Origin of the sequence: Mycoplana dimorpha, assembly GCF_003046475.1 — a bacterium.
GTDB classification, from domain to species: domain Bacteria; phylum Pseudomonadota; class Alphaproteobacteria; order Rhizobiales; family Rhizobiaceae; genus Mycoplana; species Mycoplana dimorpha.
In genome coordinates this window covers 497,644-521,213 of sequence record NZ_PZZZ01000003.1, presented here as the reverse complement: position 1 = coordinate 521,213, position 23,570 = coordinate 497,644, and the positions used below count along the sequence as shown (strand labels likewise).

Below are 23,570 nucleotides of genomic sequence, written 5' to 3'. Positions count from 1 at the left end.
AACCAAAACGAAAGCGGAGGTGCATCGATGTTTCTGACGGGACGGCAGGCGGAAATCCTGGAGCTTGCCAAGGCGGAGGGGCGGGTGCTGGTCGAGGATCTCGCCGCCCGCTTCTCGGTGACGCCGCAGACGATCCGCAAGGACCTGAACGACCTGTGCGACAGCAAGGCGCTGACGCGCATCCATGGCGGCGCGCTGTTTCCGAGCGGCAACGAGAACGTCAAATACGAGGCGCGCCGCTCGATTGCGGCAGCGGAGAAGCAGGCGATCGGCAAGGCGGCGGCGGCGATGATCCCCGACAACTCCTCGCTCTTCATCAACATCGGCACGACCACGGAAGCGGTCAGCGAGGCGTTGCTCGACCACAGGGAACTGATGGTCATCACCAACAACATCAATGTCGCCAATCGGTTGCGCGGCTTCTCCTCGATCGAGGTGGTGATCACCGGCGGCGTCGTGCGCGGCACCGACGGCGGCATCGTCGGCGAGGCGGCGGTCGACTTCATCCGCCAGTTCAAGGTGGACTATGCGGTGATCGGCGTCTCGGCGATCGACCATGACGGGGCGCTGCTCGACTTCGACTACCGCGAGGTGAAGGTCGCCCAGGCGATCATCGCCAATGCCCGCCACGTCATCCTCGTCTCCGATTCCACCAAGTTCGAACGCACCGCGCCGGTGCGCATCGGCCACCTGTCGCAGGTGCACACCTTCATCACCGACGCCTGCCCGCTCGACAACATCCGCCAGATCTGCCTCGACCAGGACGTCCGCCTTGTCGAAACCTCCACGGACGGCAGGAACGGCTGATCGGATTTTCCTTCTGCATTCGTTTGACATTCGGAAAATTTTCGCTTCTACTTCCATGGCTTTCGCAAACGCGCAGAATTGTGCGTTGCGAAACGGGAGCAGGAAGACTTGGCGAACGACGTGGTCAAAGACATTTTCGTCATCGGTGGCGGCATCAACGGCTGCGGCATCGCCCGTGATGCTGCTGGCCGCGGCTACTCGGTCGTGCTCGCCGAAATGAAGGATTTCGCCGCCGGCACCTCGTCCGCCTCGACCAAGCTCATTCACGGCGGCCTGCGCTATCTGGAGCACTACGAGTTCCGGTTGGTGCGCGAGGCGCTGATGGAGCGAGAGGTGCTCTGGGCGATGGCGCCGCACGTGATCTGGCCGCTGCGCTTCGTCCTGCCCTACCAGAAGGGCGGCATCCGGCCGGCCTGGCTGATCCGGCTCGGCCTCTTCCTCTATGACCATATCGGCGGGCGCAAGCTGCTGCCGTCGACGCGCACACTCGACATGCGCAGCGATCCGGCCGGCCGGCCGCTGAAGAAACTGTTCGCCAAGGCCTTCGAATACTCCGACGGCTGGGTCGACGACGCGCGGCTGGTCGTGCTCAACGCCCGTGACGCGGCCGACCGCGGCGCCGAGATCCGCGTCGGCACCCGCGTCGTTTCCGCCCGCCGCAAAAACGGCCACTGGGACGTGGAAACCGAAAACGTCGCCTCCGGTGACCGTGAGATCGTCAAAGCGAAGATGCTGGTCAACGCCAGCGGCCCGTGGGTCGACAAGGTGTTGTCCCGGGCGCTCGGCCAGAACCAGGTGCACAATGTCCGCCTCGTGCAGGGCAGCCACATCGTCGTGCGAAAGAAATTCGCCGATCCGCGCGCCTACTTCTTCCAGAATCCCGACGGCCGCATCATCTTCGCCATCCCCTACCAGGATGAGTTCACCCTGATCGGCACCACCGACCGCGATTACGAGGGCGATCCGGGCGATGCGCGGATCAGCGACGAGGAGATCGACTATCTCTGCCGATCGGCGAGCGAATACTTCGTCGAGCCGGTCCGGCGCGAGGACATCGTCTGGACCTATTCCGGCGTCCGCCCGCTGTTCGACGACGGCGCCAGCAAGGCCCAGGAGGCCACGCGCGACTATGTCCTTAAGCTGGACGGCACCGGCCGGCAGGCGCCGCTGCTCAACGTCTTCGGCGGCAAGCTGACCACCTATCGCCGCCTCGCCGAATCGGCCCTCGACAGGATCGGCGAAGCGATCGGCGAGAAGGGCCAAAGGTGGACCGCCGGCTCCCACCTGCCCGGCGGCGACTTCGGGGTCGGCGCGTTCGAGGCGCAGGTGGACGGGCTTTTGCGCCGCTATCCTTTTCTTGCTGCGGCGCATGCCCGCCGCCTGGTTCGTCTCTACGGGACCCGCGCGGCGACGCTGCTCGGCGAGGCCCGGTCGATCGGGGATCTCGGCCGCCACTTCGGCAGCGACCTTTACGAGCTTGAGATTCGCTGGCTGATGGCGGAAGAATGGGCGCTACACGCCGAGGATGTGTTGTGGCGGCGCACCAAAAGGGGACTGCAGCTAACCGCGGAGGAGGCGGAAGCGCTGGAAAGCTACATGGCAGAGGCGAGGCAGCCACCCAACTAGGGTCGCGAATTCCGATGGCTGGGGGGAACATTGGAGACCATGCATGCTTGAACTGAGAGACATCACCAAGGTCGTGGGCGGGGAGGCGCACATCCACCCGACCAGCCTCGTGTTCGAGCGCGGTTCGCTGAACGTGCTGCTCGGCCCGACGCTGTCGGGCAAGACCTCGCTGATGCGGCTGATGGCGGGGCTCGACCGGCCGACCACCGGCACGGTGCATTTCGACGGCAAGGACGTGACCGGCGTGCGGGTGCAGGACCGCAACGTCGCCATGGTCTACCAGCAGTTCATCAATTACCCGGCGATGACGGTCTACGACAACATCGCCTCGCCGATGCGCATCAAGGGCGCCGATCGCGCCACGATCGACCGAGAGGTGCGCAAGGCCGCCGACCTCCTGAAGCTCACCCCCTATCTCGAGCGCACCCCGCTCAACCTTTCCGGCGGCCAGCAGCAGCGCACCGCACTTGCCCGGGCGATCGTCAAGAATGCCAGCCTCGTGCTGCTTGACGAGCCGCTGGCCAACCTCGACTACAAGCTGCGCGAGGAACTGCGCGAGGAACTGCCGCGGATCTTCGCCGCGTCGGGCGCCATCTTCGTCTATGCGACGACCGAGCCGTCGGAGGCGCTGCTTCTCGGCGGCAACACCGCGACGCTGTCGGACGGACGCATCACCCAGTTTGCGCCGACGATCGAGGTCTACCGCCGACCGGTCGACCTCGTCACCGCCGAGACCTTCGCCGACCCGCCGCTGAACACCTTTCCGCTCACCAAGGCGAACGGGCACTTCGTGCTCGAGGGCGCCCCGGTGCTGCCGGTGCCGGCGCATCTGGCCGGCATAACCGATGGCCCCTACACGGTCGCCTTCCAGCCCCACCATCTGGCACTCGCCGCGCAGTCGCCCGCGGCCGCCCCGCTCACCGTTCGCACCGCGATTTCCGAGATCGCCGGCTCGGAAAGCTTCGTGCACGTCGAATTCGCCGGCACCCGCTGGGTCATGCTCGCGCCGGGCATCCACGACATCGAACCCGATGCCAGCATCACCGTCTATGTCGACACGCGCCACCTGATGGCGTTCGCCCCGGACGGCAGGGCCATCGCCGGCCCTGCGGCGGCCTAGGAGGGACCATGGCACGCATCACGCTCGAGCACATCCGCCACGCCTACGGCGAAAGGCCGAGGTCGGAAGCCGACTACGCGCTGAAGGAAGTTCATCACGAGTGGAACGACGGCGGCGCCTATGCGCTGCTCGGCCCTTCCGGCTGCGGCAAGACCACGCTCCTGAACATCATCTCCGGCCTGCTGCAGCCCTCCGAGGGACGCATTCTCTTCGACGGCCGCGACGTCACCGAGCTTTCGACCCAGGGCCGCAACATCGCCCAGGTGTTCCAGTTCCCGGTCATCTACGACACGATGACCGTCTACGACAACCTGGCCTTTCCGCTGCGAAACCGCCGCGTCCCGGAAGCCGAGGTCGACCGGCGCGTGCGCGAAATCCTCGACATGATCGGGCTTGCCGATCGGGCGAAGAAGAAGGCGCGCGGCCTCACCGCCGACCAGAAGCAGAAGATCTCGCTCGGCCGCGGGCTGGTGCGCAGCGACGTCAACGCCATCCTGTTCGACGAGCCTCTGACGGTGATCGATCCGCACATGAAGTGGGTGCTGCGTTCGCAGCTGAAGAAACTGCACCGGCAGTTCGGCTTCACCATGGTCTACGTCACCCACGACCAGACCGAGGCGCTCACCTTCGCCGACAAGGTCGTCGTCATGCATGACGGCCAGATCGTTCAGATCGGCACGCCGGCGGAACTGTTCGAGCGCCCGAGCCACACCTTCGTCGGCTACTTCATCGGGTCGCCCGGAATGAACGTGCTGCCGGCGAAGATCGACGGCATCACCGTCACCCTCGGCACCGACGCGATCGCGCTCGACTACCGCCCGAACATTGCCGCCGGCGCCACCACCGAACTCGGCATCCGCCCGGAATTCGTCCGGCTCGGCCGCGAGGGCATGGCGGTCCGCGTCATCAAGGTCGAGGACGTGGGCCGGCAGAAGATCGTCCGTGCCGAGCTCGGCGGCAAGCCGATCGCCATTGTCGTTCCCGAGAACGGCGAGATCCCGGCGGAACCGCGCGTCAGCTTCGATCCCGCCGCCATCAACATCTACGCCAATTCCTGGCGCGTCGGCAGGGAGGCCTGATCCGTGGAAAAGACCTGGAACAACAAGGCCTGGTTCATGGTGCTGCCGGTGCTGCTGCTGGTGGCGTTCTCGGCCGTCATCCCGCTGATGACGGTGGTGAACTACTCGGTCCAGGACACCTTCGGCAACAACCAGTTCTTCTGGGCCGGCACCGACTGGTTCGTCGACATCCTGCATTCCGACCGCTTCTGGGCGGCGCTCGGCCGCAATCTTTTGTTCTCCGTCATCATCCTGGCGATCGAGATCCCGCTCGGCATCCTGATCGCGCTCAACATGCCGAAGAAGGGCATTGGCGTACCCGTCTGCCTCGTGCTGATGGCGCTGCCGCTGTTGATCCCATGGAACGTGGTCGGCACGATCTGGCAGGTGTTCGGCCGCGTCGACATCGGCCTGCTTGGCTTCGCTTTGTCGGCCCTCGGCCTCGACTACAACTACGTCAACGACGTGTTCGACGCCTGGGTGACGCTGATCGTCATGGACGTCTGGCACTGGACGAGCCTCGTCGTGCTGCTCTGCTATGCCGGCCTCGTCTCGATCCCCGAAGCCTATTACCAGGCCGCCAAGATCGACGGCGCCTCGCGCTGGGCGGTGTTCCGCTACATCCAGCTGCCGAAGATGAAACGCGTGCTTCTGATCGCCTTCCTGCTGCGCTTCATGGACAGTTTCATGATCTACACCGAACCCTTCGTCGTCACCGGCGGCGGCCCGGGCAATTCCACGACGTTCCTGTCGATCGACCTCGTCAAGATGGCGATCGGCCAGTTCGACCTCGGGCCGGCGGCCGCCATGTCGATCATCTACTTCCTGATCATCCTGCTGCTGTCGTGGATCTTCTACACGGTCATGACCAGCAGCGACGAGCAGGCGTGAGGGAGAACGAGATGACCGCAGGCGTTGAAACCCAGGCTTCGGCGAAGGTCTCCGCACCGAGCGCTTCGAGGGTCCGCGTCGAGGCCGCCGCGCCGCGCCCCAACATGGGCTGGATCGTCCCCACGCTCTACATCCTGTTCCTGATGCTGCCGATCTACTGGCTCGTCAACATGAGCTTCAAGACGAACACGGAGATCACCGGCACCTTCTCGCTGTGGCCGCAGAACCCGACGCTCCGGAACTACATCGTCATCTTCACCGATCCGGCCTGGTACTCGGGCTACATCAACTCGATCATCTACGTGGTGATGAATACGGTGATCTCGGTCGCGGTGGCGCTGCCGGCGGCCTACGCGTTCTCGCGCTACCGTTTCCTCGGCGACAAGCACCTGTTCTTCTGGCTGCTGACCAACCGCATGGCCCCGCCGGCCGTCTTCGCGCTGCCGTTCTTCCAGCTCTATTCCGCCTTCGGCCTGATCGACACACACATCGCCGTCGCCCTGGCGCACTGCCTTTTCAACGTGCCGCTCGCCGTCTGGATCCTCGAGGGCTTCATGTCGGGCGTGCCGAAGGAGATCGACGAGACGGCCTATATCGACGGCTACTCGTTCCCGAGATTCTTCGCCAGGATCTTCGTGCCGCTGATCGCCTCCGGTATCGGGGTCGCCGCCTTCTTCTGCTTCATGTTCTCCTGGGTCGAGCTGTTGATCGCCCGCACGCTGACGACGACGGCGGCCAAGCCGATCGCCGCGACGATGACGCGCACGGTCTCCGCGTCGGGCATGGACTGGGGCGTGCTCGCCGCCGCCGGCGTGCTGACGATCATCCCCGGGGCGCTGGTGATCTATTTCGTCCGCAACTACATCGCCAAGGGCTTTGCGCTGGGGAGGGTATGATGGCCGTCGTTTCGAACTCCAACAAACGCTGGCCACTGGCGCTAGTCTCCGTCCTAGTCGTCTACGGGCTAGCGGCCGGGCTGCTCGTCCTGTCGCTGCCGGTCAAGGACGGCGCGCGCGACTGGTTTGCGCCGCTCATTCCCGGCGGCTGGATGGCCTGGACCTTTCCGACCGCGATGTTCTTCCTGTCCATCTTCGCGCTTCTGTCGCTGATGGCGGTTTGGGAATACGCCCGACCCGGCGGCAACCCGCGCCTTGGCATCCTGCGCTTCGAGACGACCCGCGGCGACCGGCTGTTCCTGTCGCTGCTCGGGTCGGCATTCATCAATCTCGCATGGCTGGGGCTTGTCGGCCCCAGCCTGTGGTGGGCACTTGCGCTCTGCGTCGTCTACGCCATCGGCGTGTTCCGCTACGTGTGAGGCAACGAGAACGAGAGGCCGGACACACCGGCTTTTCAAATGTGCAGTCGCAAAACCTTAGGGAGGACAATATGCGAAGGCATCTTCTGACGAGTACGGCAGTCATGCTGCTGGCCCTCACCGGCACGGCAAACGCGGATATGGAGGCGGCAAAGAAATTCCTCGATGCCGAGATCGGCGACATGTCGACGCTCGACCGCGCCGCCCAGGAAGCGGAAATGCAATGGTTCATCGACGCCGCCAAGCCGTTTGCCGGCATGGACATCAAGGTCGTCTCGGAAACGATCACCACGCATGAGTACGAATCCAAGGTTCTCGCCAAGGCGTTTTCGGAAATCACCGGCATCAAGCTCACGCACGACCTGATCGGCGAGGGCGACGTCGTCGAGAAGCTGCAGACACAGATGCAGTCGGGTGAGAACATCTACGACGCCTACATCAACGACTCCGACCTGATCGGCACGCACTGGCGCTACCAGCAGGCCCGTTCGCTGACGAAATGGATGGCGAACGAGGGCAAGGATGTCACCAACCCGAACCTCGACCTCGACGATTTCATCGGCCTGAAGTTCACCACGGCTCCGGATGGCGATCTCTACCAGCTGCCCGACCAGCAGTTCGCGAACCTCTACTGGTTCCGCTACGACTGGTTCAACGACGAGAAGAACAAGGCCGACTTCAAGGCGAAGTACGGCTACGATCTCGGCGTTCCGGTCAACTGGTCGGCCTATGAGGATATCGCCGAGTTCTTCACCGGCCGCGAGATCGACGGCAAGAAGGTCTATGGCCACATGGACTACGGCAAGAAGGACCCGTCGCTCGGCTGGCGCTTCACCGATGCCTGGCTGTCGATGGCCGGCAACGGCGACAAGGGCCTGCCGAACGGTCTGCCGGTCGACGAGTGGGGCATCAAGGTCGACGAGAAGTCGCGTCCGGTCGGCTCGTGCGTCGCCCGGGGCGGCGACACCAACGGCCCGGCCTCGGTCTACGCGATCCAGAAGTATCTCGACTGGATCAAGGCCTACGCACCGGCTGCTGCCCAGGGGATGACCTTCTCCGAATCCGGACCGGTGCCGGCCCAGGGTGAGATCGCCCAGCAGATGTTCATGTACACGGCCTTCACCGCGGACATGGTCAAGGACGGTCTGCCCGTGGTCAACGAGGACGGCACGCCCAAGTGGCGCTTCGCCCCCTCGCCCCACGGCGTCTACTGGAAGGACGGCATGAAGCTCGGCTACCAGGACGCGGGTTCCTGGACCTTGCTCAAGTCGACACCCGACGATCGCGCCAAGGCCGCCTGGCTCTATGCGCAGTTCGTCACCTCCAAGACGGTGGACGTCAAGAAGAGCCATGTCGGTCTGACGCTGACGCGCGAAAGCACGATCCAGCATAAGAGCTTCACTGACCGCGCTCCGAAGCTCGGCGGGTTGATCGAGTTCTACCGCTCGCCGGCCCGCGTCCAGTGGTCGCCGACCGGCACGAACGTTCCTGACTACCCCAAGCTGGCCCAGCTGTGGTGGCAGGCGATCGGCGACGCGTCCTCGGGTGCGAAGACCGCGCAGGAAGCCATGGACTCGCTGTGCGCCGAGCAGGAACAGGTGCTGAGCCGCCTGGAACGCGCAGGTGTCCAGGGCGACATCGGTCCGAAGCTCGCCGAAGAGCACGACCTCGAGTACTGGAACAAGGATGCGGTCGCCAAGGGCAACCTCGCGCCGCAGCTGAAGATCGAGAACGAGAAGGAACAGCCGCAGACCGTCAATTACGACGAACTCGTCAAGAGCTGGGAGCAGTAAGCAGCCAGACGATGCCCATGTGGAACTGGACCATGAAAACACCGCCCGGAGGGAGACCTCCGGGCGGCTTTCGTTTCGCCCGATAAAGGCACAACACATCGCCCTACGCCGTCAGCGCAATGGAGACTACGTCCTTCGCAACCACCGCTCCAGGGTGCGTCCCCCGTGAGCCGCGGCCGCCCGGCACACCCGGCCCGCGGCTTGCCGACGAAACCATTGTGCCCTATCACCGAAGCACCGCGGACCCATGCCATCGGCCGGCCGGCCCGAGCCGGACCGGTGGCCCTTGCAGCGATCGGGCAGCGTCACTGCGGCATGGCTGAACAGCGGAAAGGCAGATCCGGCAAGATCCTGTTCGCGCTTCTGACGCTGGGCGTCCTCTCCGCCATCGCCGCCACCGTCCTTGTCGCCAACGACTTTCGGAACCTGAACCGGTTGATTGGCCGCTTCGGCCATGACCCGATCGCTTCGCGGGCGATCGCCCCTGAGCAGCACCCGCGCGCGGCTCGCACCGATCGCCTCCCTCAGCGCAAGATCGAAGTCCCGGAGCATCTCATCGCCCGCATAGCGCCAGTGGAAACGACTTTCGTCCGACCGATGGCAAGCGCCCCGGAGCAGCTCTGCCGGGCACTGGAGTCGCGCGGCTTCGTCAATGACGGGTGGCAGCAGAGCGCGGCGCACGACGGCTGGGAATGCGCGTCCTACCGCGAATTCCAGGTTGGCGGCAGTACGGAGGACCCGAACAGCTCGTTGTACCTCTCGATCCGCGGCAGCGACCAGGCCCGCCTCGATTCCTTTCGCATCAAGCTGAACTTGGAGAATGACGGCAGCCGCGCCGATGTGACCGGCGCCGCCATCGCCGCGGTCGAGACCTTCCTCGCCGAGATGCAGTGGGACGAGAAGGCCGAGTTGCTGGACGACATCAGGACTTTGAAGGAGTTCGATATCGCCCAGTTGGGCAGCCGCATTCGTTTGAAAAAGGAGTCCGGCGAAACGCCTCGCTACAATTTCATCATCACCCCGGACCGCACGCGGCCGAACAACACCTCCTTGCCCGACTACTTCGACCGGCGCCGGTGGCTGCCGATGCCGGATCCGCCGATGGCGTCCCGTCGAGACTTGTAATCTCCGAGCCTCCCCTCGGCTCGCGACGCAAACGAAGTGGTGAATTTGCTCGGTGGTCGTCCTAGACTGGGCCATGGCCGCGTTGCGCGACAGAATTCTGGAGATGAAAACGACCGCCGGCCGTGGCAGGAGACGGTTACTGCTGGAGCCGCCGCTGCCGACGATCTATGCGATCGGCGACGTGCACGGCTGCTTCCGCCAGCTGCTCGACGCGGAGACCCGCATCCGCGAGGATGTGAAGCGGGCGCCAAGCGAGGCGATGATCGTCTATCTCGGCGACTACGTCGACCGGGGGCCCGAGACCGCCGCAGTCCTCGACCACCTGAGCAAGGAGCATCAGGACGGTCTCGCCCGCATTGCCCTGTGTGGCAATCACGACGATGCCTTCCTGAATTTCATCCGCGATCCGCTCGCCTGGATCTATTGGCTCGGGCCCGATTTCGGCGGCGCACGGACGCTCGCCTCCTACGGGATCGATTTCGAGGTCGTGCTCGAGGGTGGCAGCGGCGTCCTGAAAACGGTCAGGGATGCCATCCCGCAGCGCCACGTCGACTTTCTCGCCAGCCTGCCGGTCTGTCTCCAGGCCGGGCGCTATCTCTTTGTCCACGCCGGTGTGCGCCCAGGGGTCGCGCTGGAAGCGCAGACCGACGAGGACCTGATCTGGATCCGCGAGCCCTTCCTGTCGGTCGGGCCGGGCCTGCCGCTCATCGCCGTGCACGGCCACACGCCGTCGGCCGCCCCGGAATTTGCACCCGGCCGCATCGGCATCGACACCGGCTGCTTCGCCACCGGCCGGCTGACGGTGCTCAAGATCGACGCCTCGGGCGCCCGTGTGCTCTGAACCGGATGGGCGGCGACTACTGGCGGCCGAACTCGTCCTCGATACGAATGATGTCGTCCTCCCCGAGGTAGGAGCCGGTCTGGACCTCGATCAGTTCCAGCAGGATCTTGCCGGGGTTGGCGAGCCGATGCAGTTCGCCCTGCGGAATGTAGACCGACTCGTTCTCCCGCAGCGGGATCGTCCTTTCGCCGATCGTCACCTCCGCCGTGCCCCGCACGACGATCCAGTGCTCGGAGCGATGGTGGTGCTTCTGCAGCGAAAGCCGCTTGCCCGGCTTGACGAACAGCCGCTTGACCTGGAAGCGCTCGCCGTTCAGCACCGAGGTATAGCCGCCCCAGGGCCGGTAGGCCGTACGGTGCGTTTCCGTCAGCGGTGCGGTCTTTTCCATCGAGGCGAGATGCTTGACGAGCTTGCCGACGTTTTGGCTGTCTTCGAGGCGTCCGACATAGACGGCATCCTCGCTGGCGATGACGGCGATGTCCGACAGGCCCTGCACGGCGACGTGGATGTCCTTCGACAGCACCAGCGAATTGCAGGTATCGAGCAGTGTCGTTCGTCCCTCGGCGACGTTGCCGGCCTCGTCGCGCGAACCGAGCTTCCAGACCGCGTCCCAGCTGCCGAGGTCGGACCATTCGATCGCGGCCGGGACGACCGCGGCGATCGGGGTCTTCTCGAAGATCGCATAGTCGATGGAAATGTCGGGCGCCGCGGCAAAGGCGTCCGGATCAAGCCGCTCGAAGTCGAGGTCGTGGCGGGCCCCGGCAACCGCGCGGGTCGCGGCATCGAGAACCTCGGGCGCCAGTTCACGCAATTCCTTCAGGAACGGGCCGACCGGCAGCATGAACATGCCGGAGTTCCAGAGGTGGCCGCCGGCGGCGATCATCTGCTCTGCCTTCTCGCGCTGCGGCTTCTCGATGAAGCGTTTCACGGCGAAGGCGCCGCCATCGAGCGGGGCACCGGTCTCGATGTAGCCGTAGCCGGTCGCCGGCTCGGTCGGGGTGATGCCGAACGTCACCAGCCGTCCCGCCTTGGCGGCCTCCCTCGCCCGCGCCACACAGCCGAAATAGGTCGCATCCGCGACGATCTCGTGATCGGAAGCCAGCACCTGCATAACGGCCTGATCGCCGAAGTCGCGGGCGACCACGACGGCTGCCACGGCCAGCGCCGGCGCGGTGCTGCGCGCCACCGGCTCCAGAAGGATCCTTGCAAGCGGGCAATCGAGCTGGCGGGCCTGTTCGGCCACCAGGAACCGGAATTCGGCGTTGGTCAGGACGATGGGCGCCTCGTACAGGTCCCGATCGGCGACCCGCCCGAGGGTGCGCTGAAACAGCGTCCGCTCGCCGGTCAGTTCCATGAACTGCTTCGGCGCCGTCGAGCGCGACAGGGGCCATAGGCGGGTCCCCTTGCCGCCCGCCATGATGATCGGGATGATTTTATCGGACATGGACATTCCCAGCAACGAATGGCAGGCCGCCCACCGCCGGCCCGGTCGGCGCATAGAAACAGCAAAACCGTGCCGTTTCAAAGCAAATAGTCCGCCCCGGCAGAGCATCTTCGGTTGTAGTTAAGGACACTCGACACCCTGGCGGACGCGGCAACAAAAAACCCCGCCGAGGCGGGGTTCAATTTTCGTCCGACCGATCCTTTCAGGCCGGCAGGATCGTTCCCTGGACCGTGCCAAGCTGCGCGATATACCGCTCGATCGAAGCACGATGCTCGTCGTTCAGCGCGGCTTCCAGCTCGCCACGAGCGACTTCGACGCGCTTGAGGATGTCGTCGCGGCTGACCTCGTCGACATGCACGGCCGATTCTGCAAGCAGGGTGCACCCGGTCGGCAGGATGTCGGCGAAACCGCCGAATACAACGTAACGGTCGGTCTTGCCGTCCGCGAACTTTACGGTCACGACGCCCGGCTGCAACGACGTCATCGTCGGTGCATGGTTGGCCATGACGGTCATTTCGCCCTCCGTCGCCGGAATGACGACGGCGCTGACGCTTTCGGAAAGCAGTAGGCGCTCCGGAGAGACGAGTTCAAAGTTGAAATCGGCCATGACCATTCACTTTTCTGATTTCATCAGGTCGAAACAGGCGCCCGGCCAGCGGGCGCCCGAGACTGTCGGCATCAAGCGGCTTCAGCGGCCAGCTTCTTCGCCTTCTCGACGGCTTCCTCGATGGAGCCGACCATGTAGAAGGCAGCTTCCGGCAGGTGGTCGTACTCGCCGTTGACGAGGCCCTTGAAGCCCTTGATCGTGTCTTCGAGGGCGACCAGCTTGCCCGGCGAACCGGTGAAGACTTCGGCCACGAAGAACGGCTGCGACAGGAAGCGCTCGATCTTGCGGGCGCGCGCAACAGCCAGCTTGTCGTCTTCCGACAGCTCGTCCATGCCGAGGATGGCGATGATGTCCTGCAGGGCCTTGTAGCGCTGCAGCGTCGTCTGCACCTGGCGGGCGACCTGGTAGTGCTCTTCGCCGACGACCATCGGATCAAGCATGCGCGAGGTCGAGTCGAGCGGGTCGACGGCGGGGTAGATGCCCTTCTCGGCGATCGAGCGCGACAGAACGGTCGTCGCGTCCAGGTGGGCGAACGAGGTTGCCGGCGCCGGGTCGGTCAAGTCGTCGGCGGGAACGTAAATCGCCTGGACCGAGGTGATCGAGCCCTTTGTGGTCGTGGTGATGCGTTCCTGCATCTGCCCCATGTCGGTTGCGAGCGTCGGCTGGTAGCCCACGGCCGAAGGAATACGGCCGAGCAGAGCCGACACTTCCGAACCTGCCTGGGTGAAGCGGAAGATGTTGTCGACGAAGAACAGAACGTCCTGGCCCTTGTCGCGGAAGTCCTCGGCGATCGTCAGACCGGTGAGAGCGACGCGTGCGCGGGCGCCCGGCGGTTCGTTCATCTGACCGTAGACGAGGGCAGCCTTGGAGCCTTCGCCGCCGCCCAGCTTGTTAACGCCGGACTCGATCATTTCGTGGTAGAGGTCGTTGCCTTCGCGGGTACGCTCACCCACGCCTGCAAACACCGAGTAACCGCCGTGCGCCTTGGCGACGTTGTTGATCAGTTCCATGATCAGAACGGTCTTGCCAACGCCGGCGCCGCCGAACAGGCCGATCTTGCCGCCCTTTGCGTAAGGAGCCAGAAGGTCGACGACCTTGATGCCGGTGACGAGGATCTGGGCTTCCGTCGACTGCTCGACATAGGCCGGGGCGTCCTGGTGGATGGCGCGCTTCGCCTTCGTGACCAGCGGACCGGCTTCGTCGACCGGCTCGCCGATGACGTTCATGATGCGGCCGAGCGTTTCGTCACCAACCGGAACCGAGATCGGGCCACCGGTATCGGTGACCGGCTGGCCGCGAACGAGACCTTCGGTCGAGTCCATGGCGATGGCACGGACGGTGTTTTCGCCGAGGTGCTGGGCAACCTCGAGAACGAGACGATGACCATTGTTGTCGGTCTCAAGCGCGTTCAGGATGAGCGGCAGGTGACCGTCGAAGGCGACGTCGACGACGGCGCCGATGACCTGGGTCACGCGGCCGGTTGCGCCAGGGGCGGAAATGGAAATCGATGCGGCCTTGGCGGCTGCCGTTTTGCGCGGTGCAGCGGGCTTCTTTTCCGCTGCGGTTTCTTTCGGGGTAGCTGCCTTAGCCATGATTCTTACCCTCTTTGTCCTGGTCCTTAGAGCGCTTCGGCGCCCGAGATGATTTCGATGAGTTCCTTGGTGATCTGAGCCTGACGCTGGCGGTTGTAGCTGAGCGTCAGCTTGTCGATCATCTCACCGGCGTTGCGCGTCGCATTGTCCATGGCGCTCATCTTGGCACCCATCTCGCCGGCGACGTTCTCGAGCAGGGCCCGGAAGATCTGGACGGAGATGTTGCGCGGGATGAGATCACCGAGGATCGCCGCCGCATCCGGCTCGTAGTCGTAGATCGCGCCGTCGGTCTCGACCGCAACGTCATCAGCCGAGGCCGGGATGAGCTGCTGAGCGGTCGGGATCTGCGCGATGACCGACTTGAACTCCGAGTAGAACAGCGTGCAGACGTCGAACTCGCCCTTTTCGAACAGCCCGATCACCTTGCGGCCGATCTCGTCGGCATTGGCAAAGCCGATGCGCTTGACCTCACGCAGGTCGACTCTGTCGATGATCAGCGATGCGAAGTCCCGGCGAAGGATGTCGAAGCCCTTCTTGCCGACGCAGATGATCTTGACCGTCTTGCCATTGGCAAGGAGCTTGCGCGTGTGGTCACGAGCAAGGCGGGCGATCTGCGAGTTGAAACCGCCGCAGAGGCCGCGTTCGGCGGTGCAGACGACGAGCAGGTGCACGTCGTCCTTGCCGGTGCCCGTCATCAGTCGCGGCGCCGCATCGTCCTGGCCGACCGCCTGAGCGATGTTGGCCAGGACCGAACCCATGCGCTGCGAATAGGGCCGGGCGGCCTCGGCCGCCTCCTGCGCACGCCGAAGCTTCGCCGCGGCGACCATCTTCATCGCCTTGGTGATCTTCTGCGTCGCCTTGACAGAGGCGATCCGGTTTTTCAGATCCTTGAGTGAAGGCATCCCATATCCGTCCTAGAATGGAGCCCGATCAGGCGAAAGACTTGGCGAAGGCGTCAAGAGCAGCCTTGAGCTTGCCCTTGGTGTCGTCGCTGATGGCCTTCTCCGTGCGGATGGCGTCGAGGATGCCCTTGCCTTCCGTACGCATGTACGACAGCAGCCCCTGCTCGAACGCGCCGACCTGGTTGACCGGCAGCTTGTCGAGGTAGCCATTGACGCCGGCGAAGATCACCGCGACCTGCTCTTCCGTCTTCAGCGGCGAGAACTGCGGCTGCTTCAGGAGCTCGGTCAGGCGTGCACCGCGGTTCAGCAGGCGCTGCGTCGCAGCGTCGAGGTCCGAGCCGAACTGGGCGAAGGCGGCCATTTCGCGATACTGGGCGAGTTCGCCCTTGATCGAGCCGGCAACCTGCTTCATCGCCTTGACCTGCGCGGCAGAGCCGACGCGGGAAACCGACAGACCGACGTTAACGGCCGGGCGGATACCCTGGTAGAACAGGTCCGTTTCGAGGAAGATCTGGCCGTCGGTGATCGAGATCACGTTGGTCGGGATGAACGCCGAAACGTCGTTGCCCTGCGTTTCGATGACCGGCAGAGCGGTCAGCGAGCCGGCGCCCATGTCGTCGTTCAGCTTTGCAGCGCGCTCGAGCAGGCGGGAATGCAGGTAGAAGACGTCGCCCGGATAGGCTTCGCGGCCCGGCGGGCGGCGCAGCAGCAGCGACATCTGGCGGTAGGCAACGGCCTGCTTGGAAAGGTCGTCGTAGCCGATCAGCGCATGCTTGCCGTTATCGCGGAAGTATTCGCCCATCGCACAGCCGGCGAACGGAGCGAGGTACTGCATCGGCGCCGGGTCGGAAGCGGTTGCGGCAACGATGATCGAGTACTGCAGCGCGCCGCGCTCTTCGAGCACCTTGACGAACTGAGCAACCGTCGAACGCTTCTGGCCGATGGCGACGTAGACGCAGTACAGCTTGTCCTGGTCCGGGCCGTTGTCGTGGATCGGCTTCTGGTTCAGGAACGTATCGAGGATGATCGCGGTCTTGCCGGTCTGGCGGTCGCCGATGACGAGTTCGCGCTGGCCGCGGCCGACCGGGATGAGGGCGTCGATGGCCTTGAGGCCGGTCGACATCGGCTCATGCACCGACTTGCGCGGGATGATGCCCGGAGCCTTGATGTCAACGCGCGAGCGCTGCTTGGCGTTGATCGGGCCCTTCCCGTCGATCGGGTTGCCGAGCGCGTCAACGACGCGGCCGAGCAGTTCCGGACCGACCGGGACGTCCACGATGGCGCCGGTCCGCTTGACGGTGTCGCCTTCCTTGATGTCACGGTCCGAGCCGAAGATAACGACACCGACGTTGTCGCTTTCCAGGTTCAGCGCCATGCCGCGAATTCCGCCCGGGAATTCGACCATTTCGCCGGCCTGGACGTTGTCGAGGCCATAGACGCGGGCGATACCGTCACCGACGGAGAGCACCTGGCCGACTTCCGAGACTTCCGCCTCTTTGCCGAAGTTTTTGATCTGATCTTTGAGAATTGCGGAGATTTCCGCGGCGCGGATATCCATCAGCCGACCTCTTTCAGTGCAAGCTTAAGGGTAGAGAGTTTGGTGCGAAGGGAGGTGTCGATCTGGCGGGAACCGACCTTGACGATCAGACCACCGAGGATAGACGGGTCGACAGTGACGGCGATCGCCACGTCTTTGCCGGTGACGCCCTTGAGCGCCGCCTTCAATTCGATCTCCTGCTCGACCCCAAGGGCGTGCGCGGAGGTTACTTCGGCGGTGATCTCACCGCGATGACGCGCCGCAATGGCGCGATAGGCCCGGATCATCCCCGGCACGGCAAACAGCCGGCGATTGGACGCCACAACCTTGAGGAAATTGACTACCAGCCCCGTGAACCCGGCCCGCTCGACAATTGCCGCCACGGCCCGCACCTGCTCGTCGGCGGAGAAGACCGGGCTGAGGATCAGGCGCTTCAGGTCATCGCTGCCATCGATCATCGACTGGAAGCGGTCCAGGTCGGAACCAACTACCTCGACGCTACCGGCTTCGAGCGCCAGCTCGAAAAGCGAAGACGCGTACCTTTCTGCAACACCGGAAACAATGTGGGATGTGTCTGCCACGGGCACAAGCTTCTCTTATCTTCATCCAGAGCGGCAGCTTGCGGCCGGACCGTAAATCCAACACCCTGAATTAGTTGCGATTATTTTTCAGTTCTCGCAGGGCTTTGACGCCCGCTCTTTCTGAAATTCGCGGTTCGTCTAGCATAGGAACTTCGGACTCGCAACACGCCGCGGCGCAGGAATACAGGATAACTGAAACAGCCTCGCCGCGAATTTTGGCGAAATTGAATCTGCCGCGATGGTTTACCCCGTTACGGCGCCTTGAACCCGGTCAGACAAAACCGAAAACATAGGCGAGCGGCAGCGCCGCCAGAACCACCTGGATCGCCAGCAGGGCAAGGTTTTTCAGGCTGAACGAGGCGTCGGACATGAGCGACAGAATGCGGCCGAACGCTGCCAGCGCGAAGGCGGAGCCCAGGGCGAGATAGGCCCAATCCTGCGCCACCATGACCGCGGCCAGCGCCAGTCCGGCGTGGAAGCCGCCAAGCGAACGGGCCGCGGCATAGCCTTCCGCGCTATGATCGCACAACTGCAGACCGAGGGCCTTCAGGGACAGGCGCGGCGCGAAAAGGCCGACCAGCCCCAGTAGCCCGGCCATCAGCGCGCCACAGAAGGCGAGCAGCTCTCCTGTTTCGGTCGGAACGTAGAATTCCATGCATACCCCCGCCGCTTGCTACGGATCCGCTTGCCTTATGGCACAATCGCCCGCGACACGGAATCCGCCGGGCCCGGTTTTGCACGGCGTTCACAACGGCGGGATCGACGCGCTCCTCCCCGTCTGCCGCCACTTTCAGTTGTCGCCGTTCAAAAGGCGCGCGCCCCGCCTGCGACAATCTGCCACCCTGCCGAATCCGTCCCGGGCATGATCCGGGTTAAAGGAAACTCTGCGGGTCGATGTCCACCTGCACGAGGATGGAGCCGCGCTCCTTCGGCCCGTTGGCGAGCATCGCCCGGAGATAGGCCTGCATGTCGCTGGAGCGCTGGCCATGCACGAGCAAGCGGAAGCGATGCCGGCCGCGGATCAGCGCCAGCGGCGCCTCGGCCGGACCGAGGATGGCAATGCCGGATACGCCCGGAGCCGCCTGCCGCAGGGCGCGGGCGTGGCTTTCCGCCTCCACCCGGCTGTCGGCCGAGACGATGACGGAGGCGAGCCGGCCGAACGGCGGCAGCATCGCCCGCTCGCGCTCACCGATCTCGCGCTCGTAGAAGTCTCGCGCATCGCCCGACACGATCGCCTGCATCACCGGGTGCATCGGCTGGTAGGTCTGGATCAGGCCGTGGCTCTTCAGGCCGGTTCGACCGGCCCGTCCCGTCACCTGAGAGAGCAGCTGGAAGGTTCGCTCGGCGGCGCGCGGATCGCCGTTCGATAATCCGAGGTCCGCATCGACTATGCCGACCAGCGTCATCAGCGGGAAATTGTGCCCTTTGGCGACGAGCTGGGTGCCGATGACGATGTCGGCTTCCCCCTTGGCGATTGCCTCCAGCTCGAGCCGCAGCCGCTTGACCCCCATCAGGTCGGACGACAGCACGATCGTGCGCGCCTCGGGAAAATGCTTCTCGACCTCCTCGGCGATGCGCTCGACGCCCGGACCGCAGGCGGCAAGATGGTCGAAGGTGCCGCATTCGGGACAGGCCTCCGGCGTGCGCTCGGCATAGCCGCAATGGTGGCACTGGATCTGGCCGCGGAAGCGGTGCTCGACGAGCCAGCTCGAGCATTGCGGGCACTGGAAGCGGTGGCCGCAGACCCGGCAGAGCGTCAAGGGCGCGTAGCCGCGGCGGTTCAGGAAGAGCAGCGCCTGCTCGCCCCGCTCCACCGTCTTGCCGATGGCGCGCAGCATGACAGGCGATAGGAACCCGCCGCGCTGCGGGGGATGGCGCCGGAGGTCGACGAGATGCAGATCCGGCAGCGCCGCCTCGCCGAAGCGGGTCGGCAGGTGCAGGGCCTGGTAGCGGCCGTGATCGGCGTTTACCCGGCTCTCCACCGACGGCGTCGCAGACACCAGCACGACCGGAAAGTCGCCGATCCGGGCGCGTACAACGGCCATGTCGCGGGCATTGTAGAAGACGCGGTCCTCCTGCTTGTAGGCGGGGTCGTGCTCCTCGTCGACGACGACGAGTCCGAGATCCTCGAAAGGCAAGAACAGCGCCGAGCGGGCGCCTGCGACGACGCGTACCTCGCCCATGGCCACCTGCCGCCAGACCTTCTCGCGGGTGCGGGGCGCCAGTTCGGAGTGCCACTCTGCCGGCTTGGAGCCGAAGCGATGCTGGAAGCGCTCGAGAAAACTCGCCGTCAAGGCGATTTCGGGGAGCAGGATGAGCACCTGCCGGCCCTGCCGCAACGTCTCGGCGATCGCTTCGAAATAGACTTCCGTCTTGCCCGAGCCGGTGATGCCGTCGATCAGCGCCACGCCGAAGCGGTCGTCGCGCACCTTTTCCACCAGGTCTGCGGCGGCGTCGACCTGCGGCCCCTCCAGGCGCGGCGCGGCATAGTCGGGATCGGGCCTGGCGACCACCGGCGGCGGCGGCAGGAAAATGGTCTCGAAGCTTCCCTGCGCGGTCAGGCCATCGATCACGCTGGATGAGGTGCCTGCGGCATGGGCAAGGCCGGACCGGGTCCAGGTAAGACCTTCCTCGACCAGCGCCAGCACGCGCTCGCGCGCCGCCGTCATCCGCTCAGGGCGGACGCCGGTGAAGCGCAGGCCCTCCACCATCGGCTCGGGATCGAAGGCGGCCGGCGCCCGCAGCGCCATGCGCGCCACGAGCCCCGGCGGCGTCAGCGTGTAGGCCGCGACCCAGTCGACGAAGGCGCGCATATCCTTCGTCAGCGGGGGGCAGTCGAACACCTTTTCGATCGGCCGCAGCTTCTTCGGATCGACATTGTCCTCGGCCACCGGATCCCAGACGACGCCGGCCACAAGCCGCGGTCCGAGCGGCACCTGCACGATCGAGCCGGGCTCGACCGCCATGCCCTCCGGCACCGAATAGGAATAGGGACGCGGCGCCGGCATCGGCACCAGAACCGGCACCGTGCGGACAACGGACGGGCCGCCGAAGAGATCGTCGGTCAGGCGGTTCATCGCGCGCCGCTCAGTGTGACCAGGCGCCGCGCGCCGGTTCGGATGACAATGAAGCGCGCGCTCAACCCTCCTCCTCCCCGATCTCGCCGGTCAGGCGCATGCCGTCGATCCAGGTCGCGCCGTCGTTGCGGATCACCCGTTTCGCCCGCACGCCGCACCGCCGCTCGACTTCGCGCGCAAGCGCATCGGAGTGCGTGACGAGCCAGACCTGGCTGGAGCGGGCCGCATGCGCGATCATCGCGGCCAGCGGCGTCAGCATCGACGGGTGCAGGCTCGCCTCCGGCTCGTTCAGCGCCACCAGCGGAGGGCTCCGATAGGACAGCAGCGCCGCCGCAAGCGCCAGGAAGCGAATCTGCCCGTCGGAAAGCTCGCGCGGCTGGAAGACGCGCTGCGGAAACTGCGGGAAAACCAGCCCGAAAGTGGCAAATTCGCCGGGTTCGGGAACCGACAGCTTAGCACCCTCGAAGGCATCGGCGATGGCGCGGCCAAGCTCGGTCGTGTCCTCGCGAATGTGTGCGAGCGTGGCGATCACCGCCGCCAGATTGCCGCCGTCCTCGTTGAGCATGGGCGCCGTGACGGCAAGGCAGGGCTGTCGCAGCGGCGAGTCGCGGTCTGTGCGAAAGCCGTGGAAGAACCGCCATTGCGCGACCGCGCGCCGAAAGGTGCCGACCTCCGGATAGTGACCGCCGTCGCCGAGGAGGGCGAGCGCCGTTTCCGAGGTCAGCGCCTGTTCGGGATGCTCCTCCATACGGCCGCTCTCGTCGCGAACCATGATGCTGGGGCCTGCCCTGCGCATCATCGTCACCGGACGCCGGCCGGTCTCGACCGCCAGCTCCTCCGTCTTGACCTGCGGCTCGAAGGCAAAGCCGGCGGCCACCGGCGGCCGCAGCCCCGCCTCGATCCGATAGCGGAAGGTGATCGCGCGCTCCTCGTCGAGAAGTTCGGCCTCCAGGCGGATGCGCACCGGCTCGTTCGGACGCCGCCGGCCGGTCCACAGCACCGACGCCATGCCGCCTTCGGCGGCAATCTCCTGCGCCAGGGTCCCCTTCGCCGCCGCCTGCACGAGTTGCAGCGAGCGGTAGAGGTTGGACTTGCCGGTGCCGTTTTCGCCGACGAACAGGTTCACCTGGCCGAGGTCCATGCGGATCGACCGGAGCGATCGGTAGTTTTCGGCAAGCATCGAACGCAGCAGCATCCCTTCACCTAAGCGATTTCGCACACCGGAGAAAAGGGAAATTACCCGCCGACGTTCATCCGACGCAGAAGCGCGCGTCCGGATCCTGCGCCAGGGCGGTAACGCTGTGCCGCTCGAGCGCCTTGGTCACCTCGACCGGATCGCCGGCAAGTTCGTCCGGCTGGATGATGTTGCCGATCGTGAACTCGAAACGGTTGCTCTTCTTGTTGAGGAGCTCGTGGAACACCGTCATGTCGCGCAGTTCCGTCGACCATTTCGCCAGCCAGTAGAACAGGCCGGAATTGCGCGCGCTCATGTGCACGGGCAGGATCGGCAGATCGTATTTGCGCGCCAGCGACACGGCCGACAGCTTCCATGGCCGCTCGTTCAGCCGCCCATCGGCCCAATAGGCGATGCGGCCGGACGGGAAGAGGATCGCAGCCTTGCCTTCGGCGATCGCCCGATTGGTGATCTGCAGCGTCTCGCGCGTCTTCAGCTTGCTCTTGTGCTCCTCGCGCCACTCGACGGGAATGATCATCTCGACGAAGCGCGGATTGACGCGGATGGCATCCCGGTTGGCGAAGAACATCATGTCCGGCCGGCGTTGCTTCAGCAGGTCGAACATGGCGATGCCGTCGGCAATTCCGGTCGGATGATTGCTGACCAGCAGGAAGCCGCCCTTTTTGGGAATGCGCTCGGCGGCGTGGACGGCCACGTCGAGCCTGAGGATATCGCTCAGCAGCTCGAAGGCCTGGAATCCCGGCATATTGGCGACCGCATCGGCAAATTCGATCGCCCGCCGATAATTGAGCAACGTGTAGAGAAAGGGCCGCATGACCGGCCAGAGCGGGTGGCGGACGATGCGGGTGCCGCGCTCGGCGATCAGCGTGTCGACGATATGTCCGGGCCGCCCCTGCGAGACCAGCGCCAGCGATTCTGTGAATTGTGCCAACGCCGTTGCCGAATCCCGTCTTGCCATGGTTGCGCCTGTCCGAATTCAGCCCGGTATCGCAGTTGCATATGATCTAAGCGTGACAGGCGCGAAGTCAATGTTAGCAAATCCCTAACCGGGAGGTCGCAGGATGCGGGCATGGATCAACTGCTCATCATCGCCGACCAGGCGCTGCTCGAAGAACGTGCGCGCTGGCTTTCGGCGCTCGCCGACGAGCGCCGGCTGTCGGCCAACACGATCGAGGCCTACGAGCGCGACACCCGCCAGTTCCTCGCCTTCCTGACCGGCCACCTCGCCGCGCCCGCCCGGCTCAAGGACATCGACCACCTGCGCCCCGCCGACCTGCGCGGGTTTCTCGCGGCGCGCCGGCGCGATGGTGCCGGCGCCCGAACGCTCGGCCGCGGCCTCGCAGGCCTGCGTTCCTTCCTGCGCCATCTCGAGCGCAAGGGCCTTGCCAATGCGGCGGGGGCGGCGGCGATCCGCTCGCCTAAGCAGCCGAAATCGCTGCCGAAGCCGCTGACCGACCAGCAGGCGCTCGCCGTCGTCGACGCCGGCGCGCAGCTCGCCGAGGAGCCGTGGATCAGCGTGCGCAATGCGGCGGTGCTGACGCTGCTCTATGGCTGCGGCCTGCGCATCTCCGAGGCGCTGTCGCTGACGCCGGACGATTTCTCCGGGGCGCCGAACGCGCTGCGCATTACCGGCAAGGGCGGCAAGACGCGGATCGTGCCGCTGCTCGAGGCGGCCCGCACGGGCGTTGCCGACTACATCCGCCTCTGCCCCTTTCCGCTCGCCGCCAACGAGCCGCTCTTCCGCGGCGCCCGCGGCGGGCCGCTGCAGGCGGCGATCATCCAGCGAGAGATGCAGAAACTGCGCGGCGCCCTCGGCCTGCCCGACAGCGCCACGCCGCACGCGCTACGCCATTCGTTTGCGACCCACCTGCTCGCCGGCGGCGGCGACCTTCGCACGATCCAGGAACTGCTTGGCCATGCCAGCCTTTCCACCACCCAGGTCTATACCGGCGTCGATTCGGCCAGGCTGCTGGAAATCTACGATCGGGCGCACCCGCGCGCCTGAGCCCGCCACGCAAACGCCGCGACGCCGTGCCAACAGTGTCGATCCCCCTCCCCG

Annotated in this window: 20 protein-coding genes and 1 pseudogene; 11 read left to right on the top strand and 10 right to left on the bottom strand. The window is 65.2% G+C overall.

The genetic code is table 11. The annotated features are described in order from the left end of the window. Positions 1-27: 27 nt before the first annotated feature. From C7449_RS09320 to C7449_RS09275, 10 genes and pseudogenes are all read left to right on the top strand, one after another. Positions 28-807: a DeoR/GlpR family DNA-binding transcription regulator gene (locus tag C7449_RS09320; protein ID WP_108002687.1), complete on the top strand. Its 780-nt coding sequence runs from the start codon at positions 28-30 to the stop codon at positions 805-807. A 108-nt stretch (positions 808-915) separates the two neighbouring features. Further along, positions 916-2,433, top strand: a complete 1,518-nt coding sequence (gene glpD, locus C7449_RS09315) for a glycerol-3-phosphate dehydrogenase (RefSeq protein ID WP_108002501.1) — start codon at positions 916-918, stop codon at positions 2,431-2,433. A gap of 43 nt (positions 2,434-2,476) precedes the next feature. Next, on the top strand, positions 2,477-3,553 hold the full coding sequence (locus C7449_RS09310; RefSeq protein ID WP_108002500.1) for an ABC transporter ATP-binding protein: 1,077 nt from the start codon (positions 2,477-2,479) through the stop codon (positions 3,551-3,553). Between the two features lie 8 nt (positions 3,554-3,561). Continuing rightward, positions 3,562-4,632 carry an ABC transporter ATP-binding protein gene (locus tag C7449_RS09305; protein ID WP_108002499.1) on the top strand — a complete coding sequence of 357 codons (1,071 nt, stop codon included), beginning with the start codon at positions 3,562-3,564 and terminating at the stop codon, positions 4,630-4,632. Between the two features lie 3 nt (positions 4,633-4,635). After that, entirely contained in the window at positions 4,636-5,502 is an 867-nt protein-coding gene (locus C7449_RS09300) for a carbohydrate ABC transporter permease (RefSeq protein WP_108002498.1), read from the top strand. Between the two features lie 110 nt (positions 5,503-5,612). Next, positions 5,613-6,398, top strand: a pseudogene (locus C7449_RS09295) (carbohydrate ABC transporter permease); the annotation flags it as partial. Next, positions 6,398-6,817 (top strand): DUF2160 domain-containing protein, encoded by a 420-nt coding sequence (locus C7449_RS09290; RefSeq protein WP_108002496.1) that lies wholly within the window; start codon positions 6,398-6,400, stop codon positions 6,815-6,817. The pseudogene C7449_RS09295 and the gene C7449_RS09290, both read left to right, overlap by 1 nt. A 71-nt stretch (positions 6,818-6,888) precedes the next feature. Then, on the top strand, positions 6,889-8,610 hold the full coding sequence (locus C7449_RS09285; protein ID WP_108002495.1) for an ABC transporter substrate-binding protein: 1,722 nt from the start codon (positions 6,889-6,891) through the stop codon (positions 8,608-8,610). Between the two features lie 279 nt (positions 8,611-8,889). Next, the gene (locus C7449_RS09280) at positions 8,890-9,735 is read left to right on the top strand and encodes a DUF6030 family protein (protein ID WP_146165060.1); all 846 of its coding nucleotides are present in this window, start codon (positions 8,890-8,892) and stop codon (positions 9,733-9,735) included. A 103-nt stretch (positions 9,736-9,838) separates the two neighbouring features. Continuing rightward, on the top strand, positions 9,839-10,576 hold the full coding sequence (locus C7449_RS09275) for a metallophosphoesterase family protein (RefSeq protein WP_245414332.1): 738 nt from the start codon (positions 9,839-9,841) through the stop codon (positions 10,574-10,576). 16 nt (positions 10,577-10,592) lie between these two features. Here the strand turns inward: C7449_RS09275 and C7449_RS09270 are convergent, their stop codons facing one another. The 10 genes from C7449_RS09270 to C7449_RS09225 form a co-directional block, all read right to left on the bottom strand. Further along, positions 10,593-12,020, bottom strand: coding sequence for a mannose-1-phosphate guanylyltransferase/mannose-6-phosphate isomerase (locus C7449_RS09270; RefSeq protein WP_108002492.1), 1,428 nt, complete (start codon positions 12,018-12,020; stop codon positions 10,593-10,595). Between the two features lie 202 nt (positions 12,021-12,222). Then, entirely contained in the window at positions 12,223-12,627 is a 405-nt protein-coding gene (locus C7449_RS09265) for a F0F1 ATP synthase subunit epsilon (RefSeq protein WP_108002686.1), read from the bottom strand. Positions 12,628-12,698: 71 nt separating this feature from the next. Then, positions 12,699-14,219: a F0F1 ATP synthase subunit beta gene (atpD, locus tag C7449_RS09260; protein WP_108002491.1), complete on the bottom strand. Its 1,521-nt coding sequence runs from the start codon at positions 14,217-14,219 to the stop codon at positions 12,699-12,701. Positions 14,220-14,245: 26 nt separating this feature from the next. Then, positions 14,246-15,121, bottom strand: coding sequence for a F0F1 ATP synthase subunit gamma (locus C7449_RS09255; RefSeq protein WP_108002490.1), 876 nt, complete (start codon positions 15,119-15,121; stop codon positions 14,246-14,248). A 28-nt stretch (positions 15,122-15,149) separates the two neighbouring features. Beyond that, positions 15,150-16,679, bottom strand: coding sequence for a F0F1 ATP synthase subunit alpha (gene atpA / locus C7449_RS09250; RefSeq protein WP_108002489.1), 1,530 nt, complete (start codon positions 16,677-16,679; stop codon positions 15,150-15,152). Further along, positions 16,679-17,245, bottom strand: coding sequence for a F0F1 ATP synthase subunit delta (locus tag C7449_RS09245; RefSeq protein WP_108002488.1), 567 nt, complete (start codon positions 17,243-17,245; stop codon positions 16,679-16,681). The genes atpA and C7449_RS09245 overlap by 1 nt, the downstream gene beginning before the upstream one ends. A gap of 265 nt (positions 17,246-17,510) precedes the next feature. After that, a complete protein-coding gene (locus tag C7449_RS09240; protein ID WP_108002487.1) occupies positions 17,511-17,894 on the bottom strand; it encodes an AGROH133_08824 family phage infection protein in 384 nt (127 codons plus the stop codon). A gap of 217 nt (positions 17,895-18,111) precedes the next feature. Next, positions 18,112-20,316, bottom strand: coding sequence for a primosomal protein N' (locus tag C7449_RS09235; protein ID WP_108002486.1), 2,205 nt, complete (start codon positions 20,314-20,316; stop codon positions 18,112-18,114). Positions 20,317-20,377: 61 nt separating this feature from the next. Continuing rightward, a complete protein-coding gene (locus C7449_RS09230) occupies positions 20,378-21,511 on the bottom strand; it encodes an AAA family ATPase (protein ID WP_108002485.1) in 1,134 nt (377 codons plus the stop codon). A gap of 55 nt (positions 21,512-21,566) precedes the next feature. Then, positions 21,567-22,469 carry a GNAT family N-acetyltransferase gene (locus C7449_RS09225; protein WP_108002484.1) on the bottom strand — a complete coding sequence of 301 codons (903 nt, stop codon included), beginning with the start codon at positions 22,467-22,469 and terminating at the stop codon, positions 21,567-21,569. A 111-nt stretch (positions 22,470-22,580) separates the two neighbouring features. On the opposite strand from C7449_RS09225, the gene C7449_RS09220 reads away from it, so the two are divergent. Beyond that, on the top strand, positions 22,581-23,516 hold the full coding sequence (locus C7449_RS09220; protein WP_108002483.1) for a tyrosine recombinase XerC: 936 nt from the start codon (positions 22,581-22,583) through the stop codon (positions 23,514-23,516). Positions 23,517-23,570 lie beyond the last annotated feature (54 nt).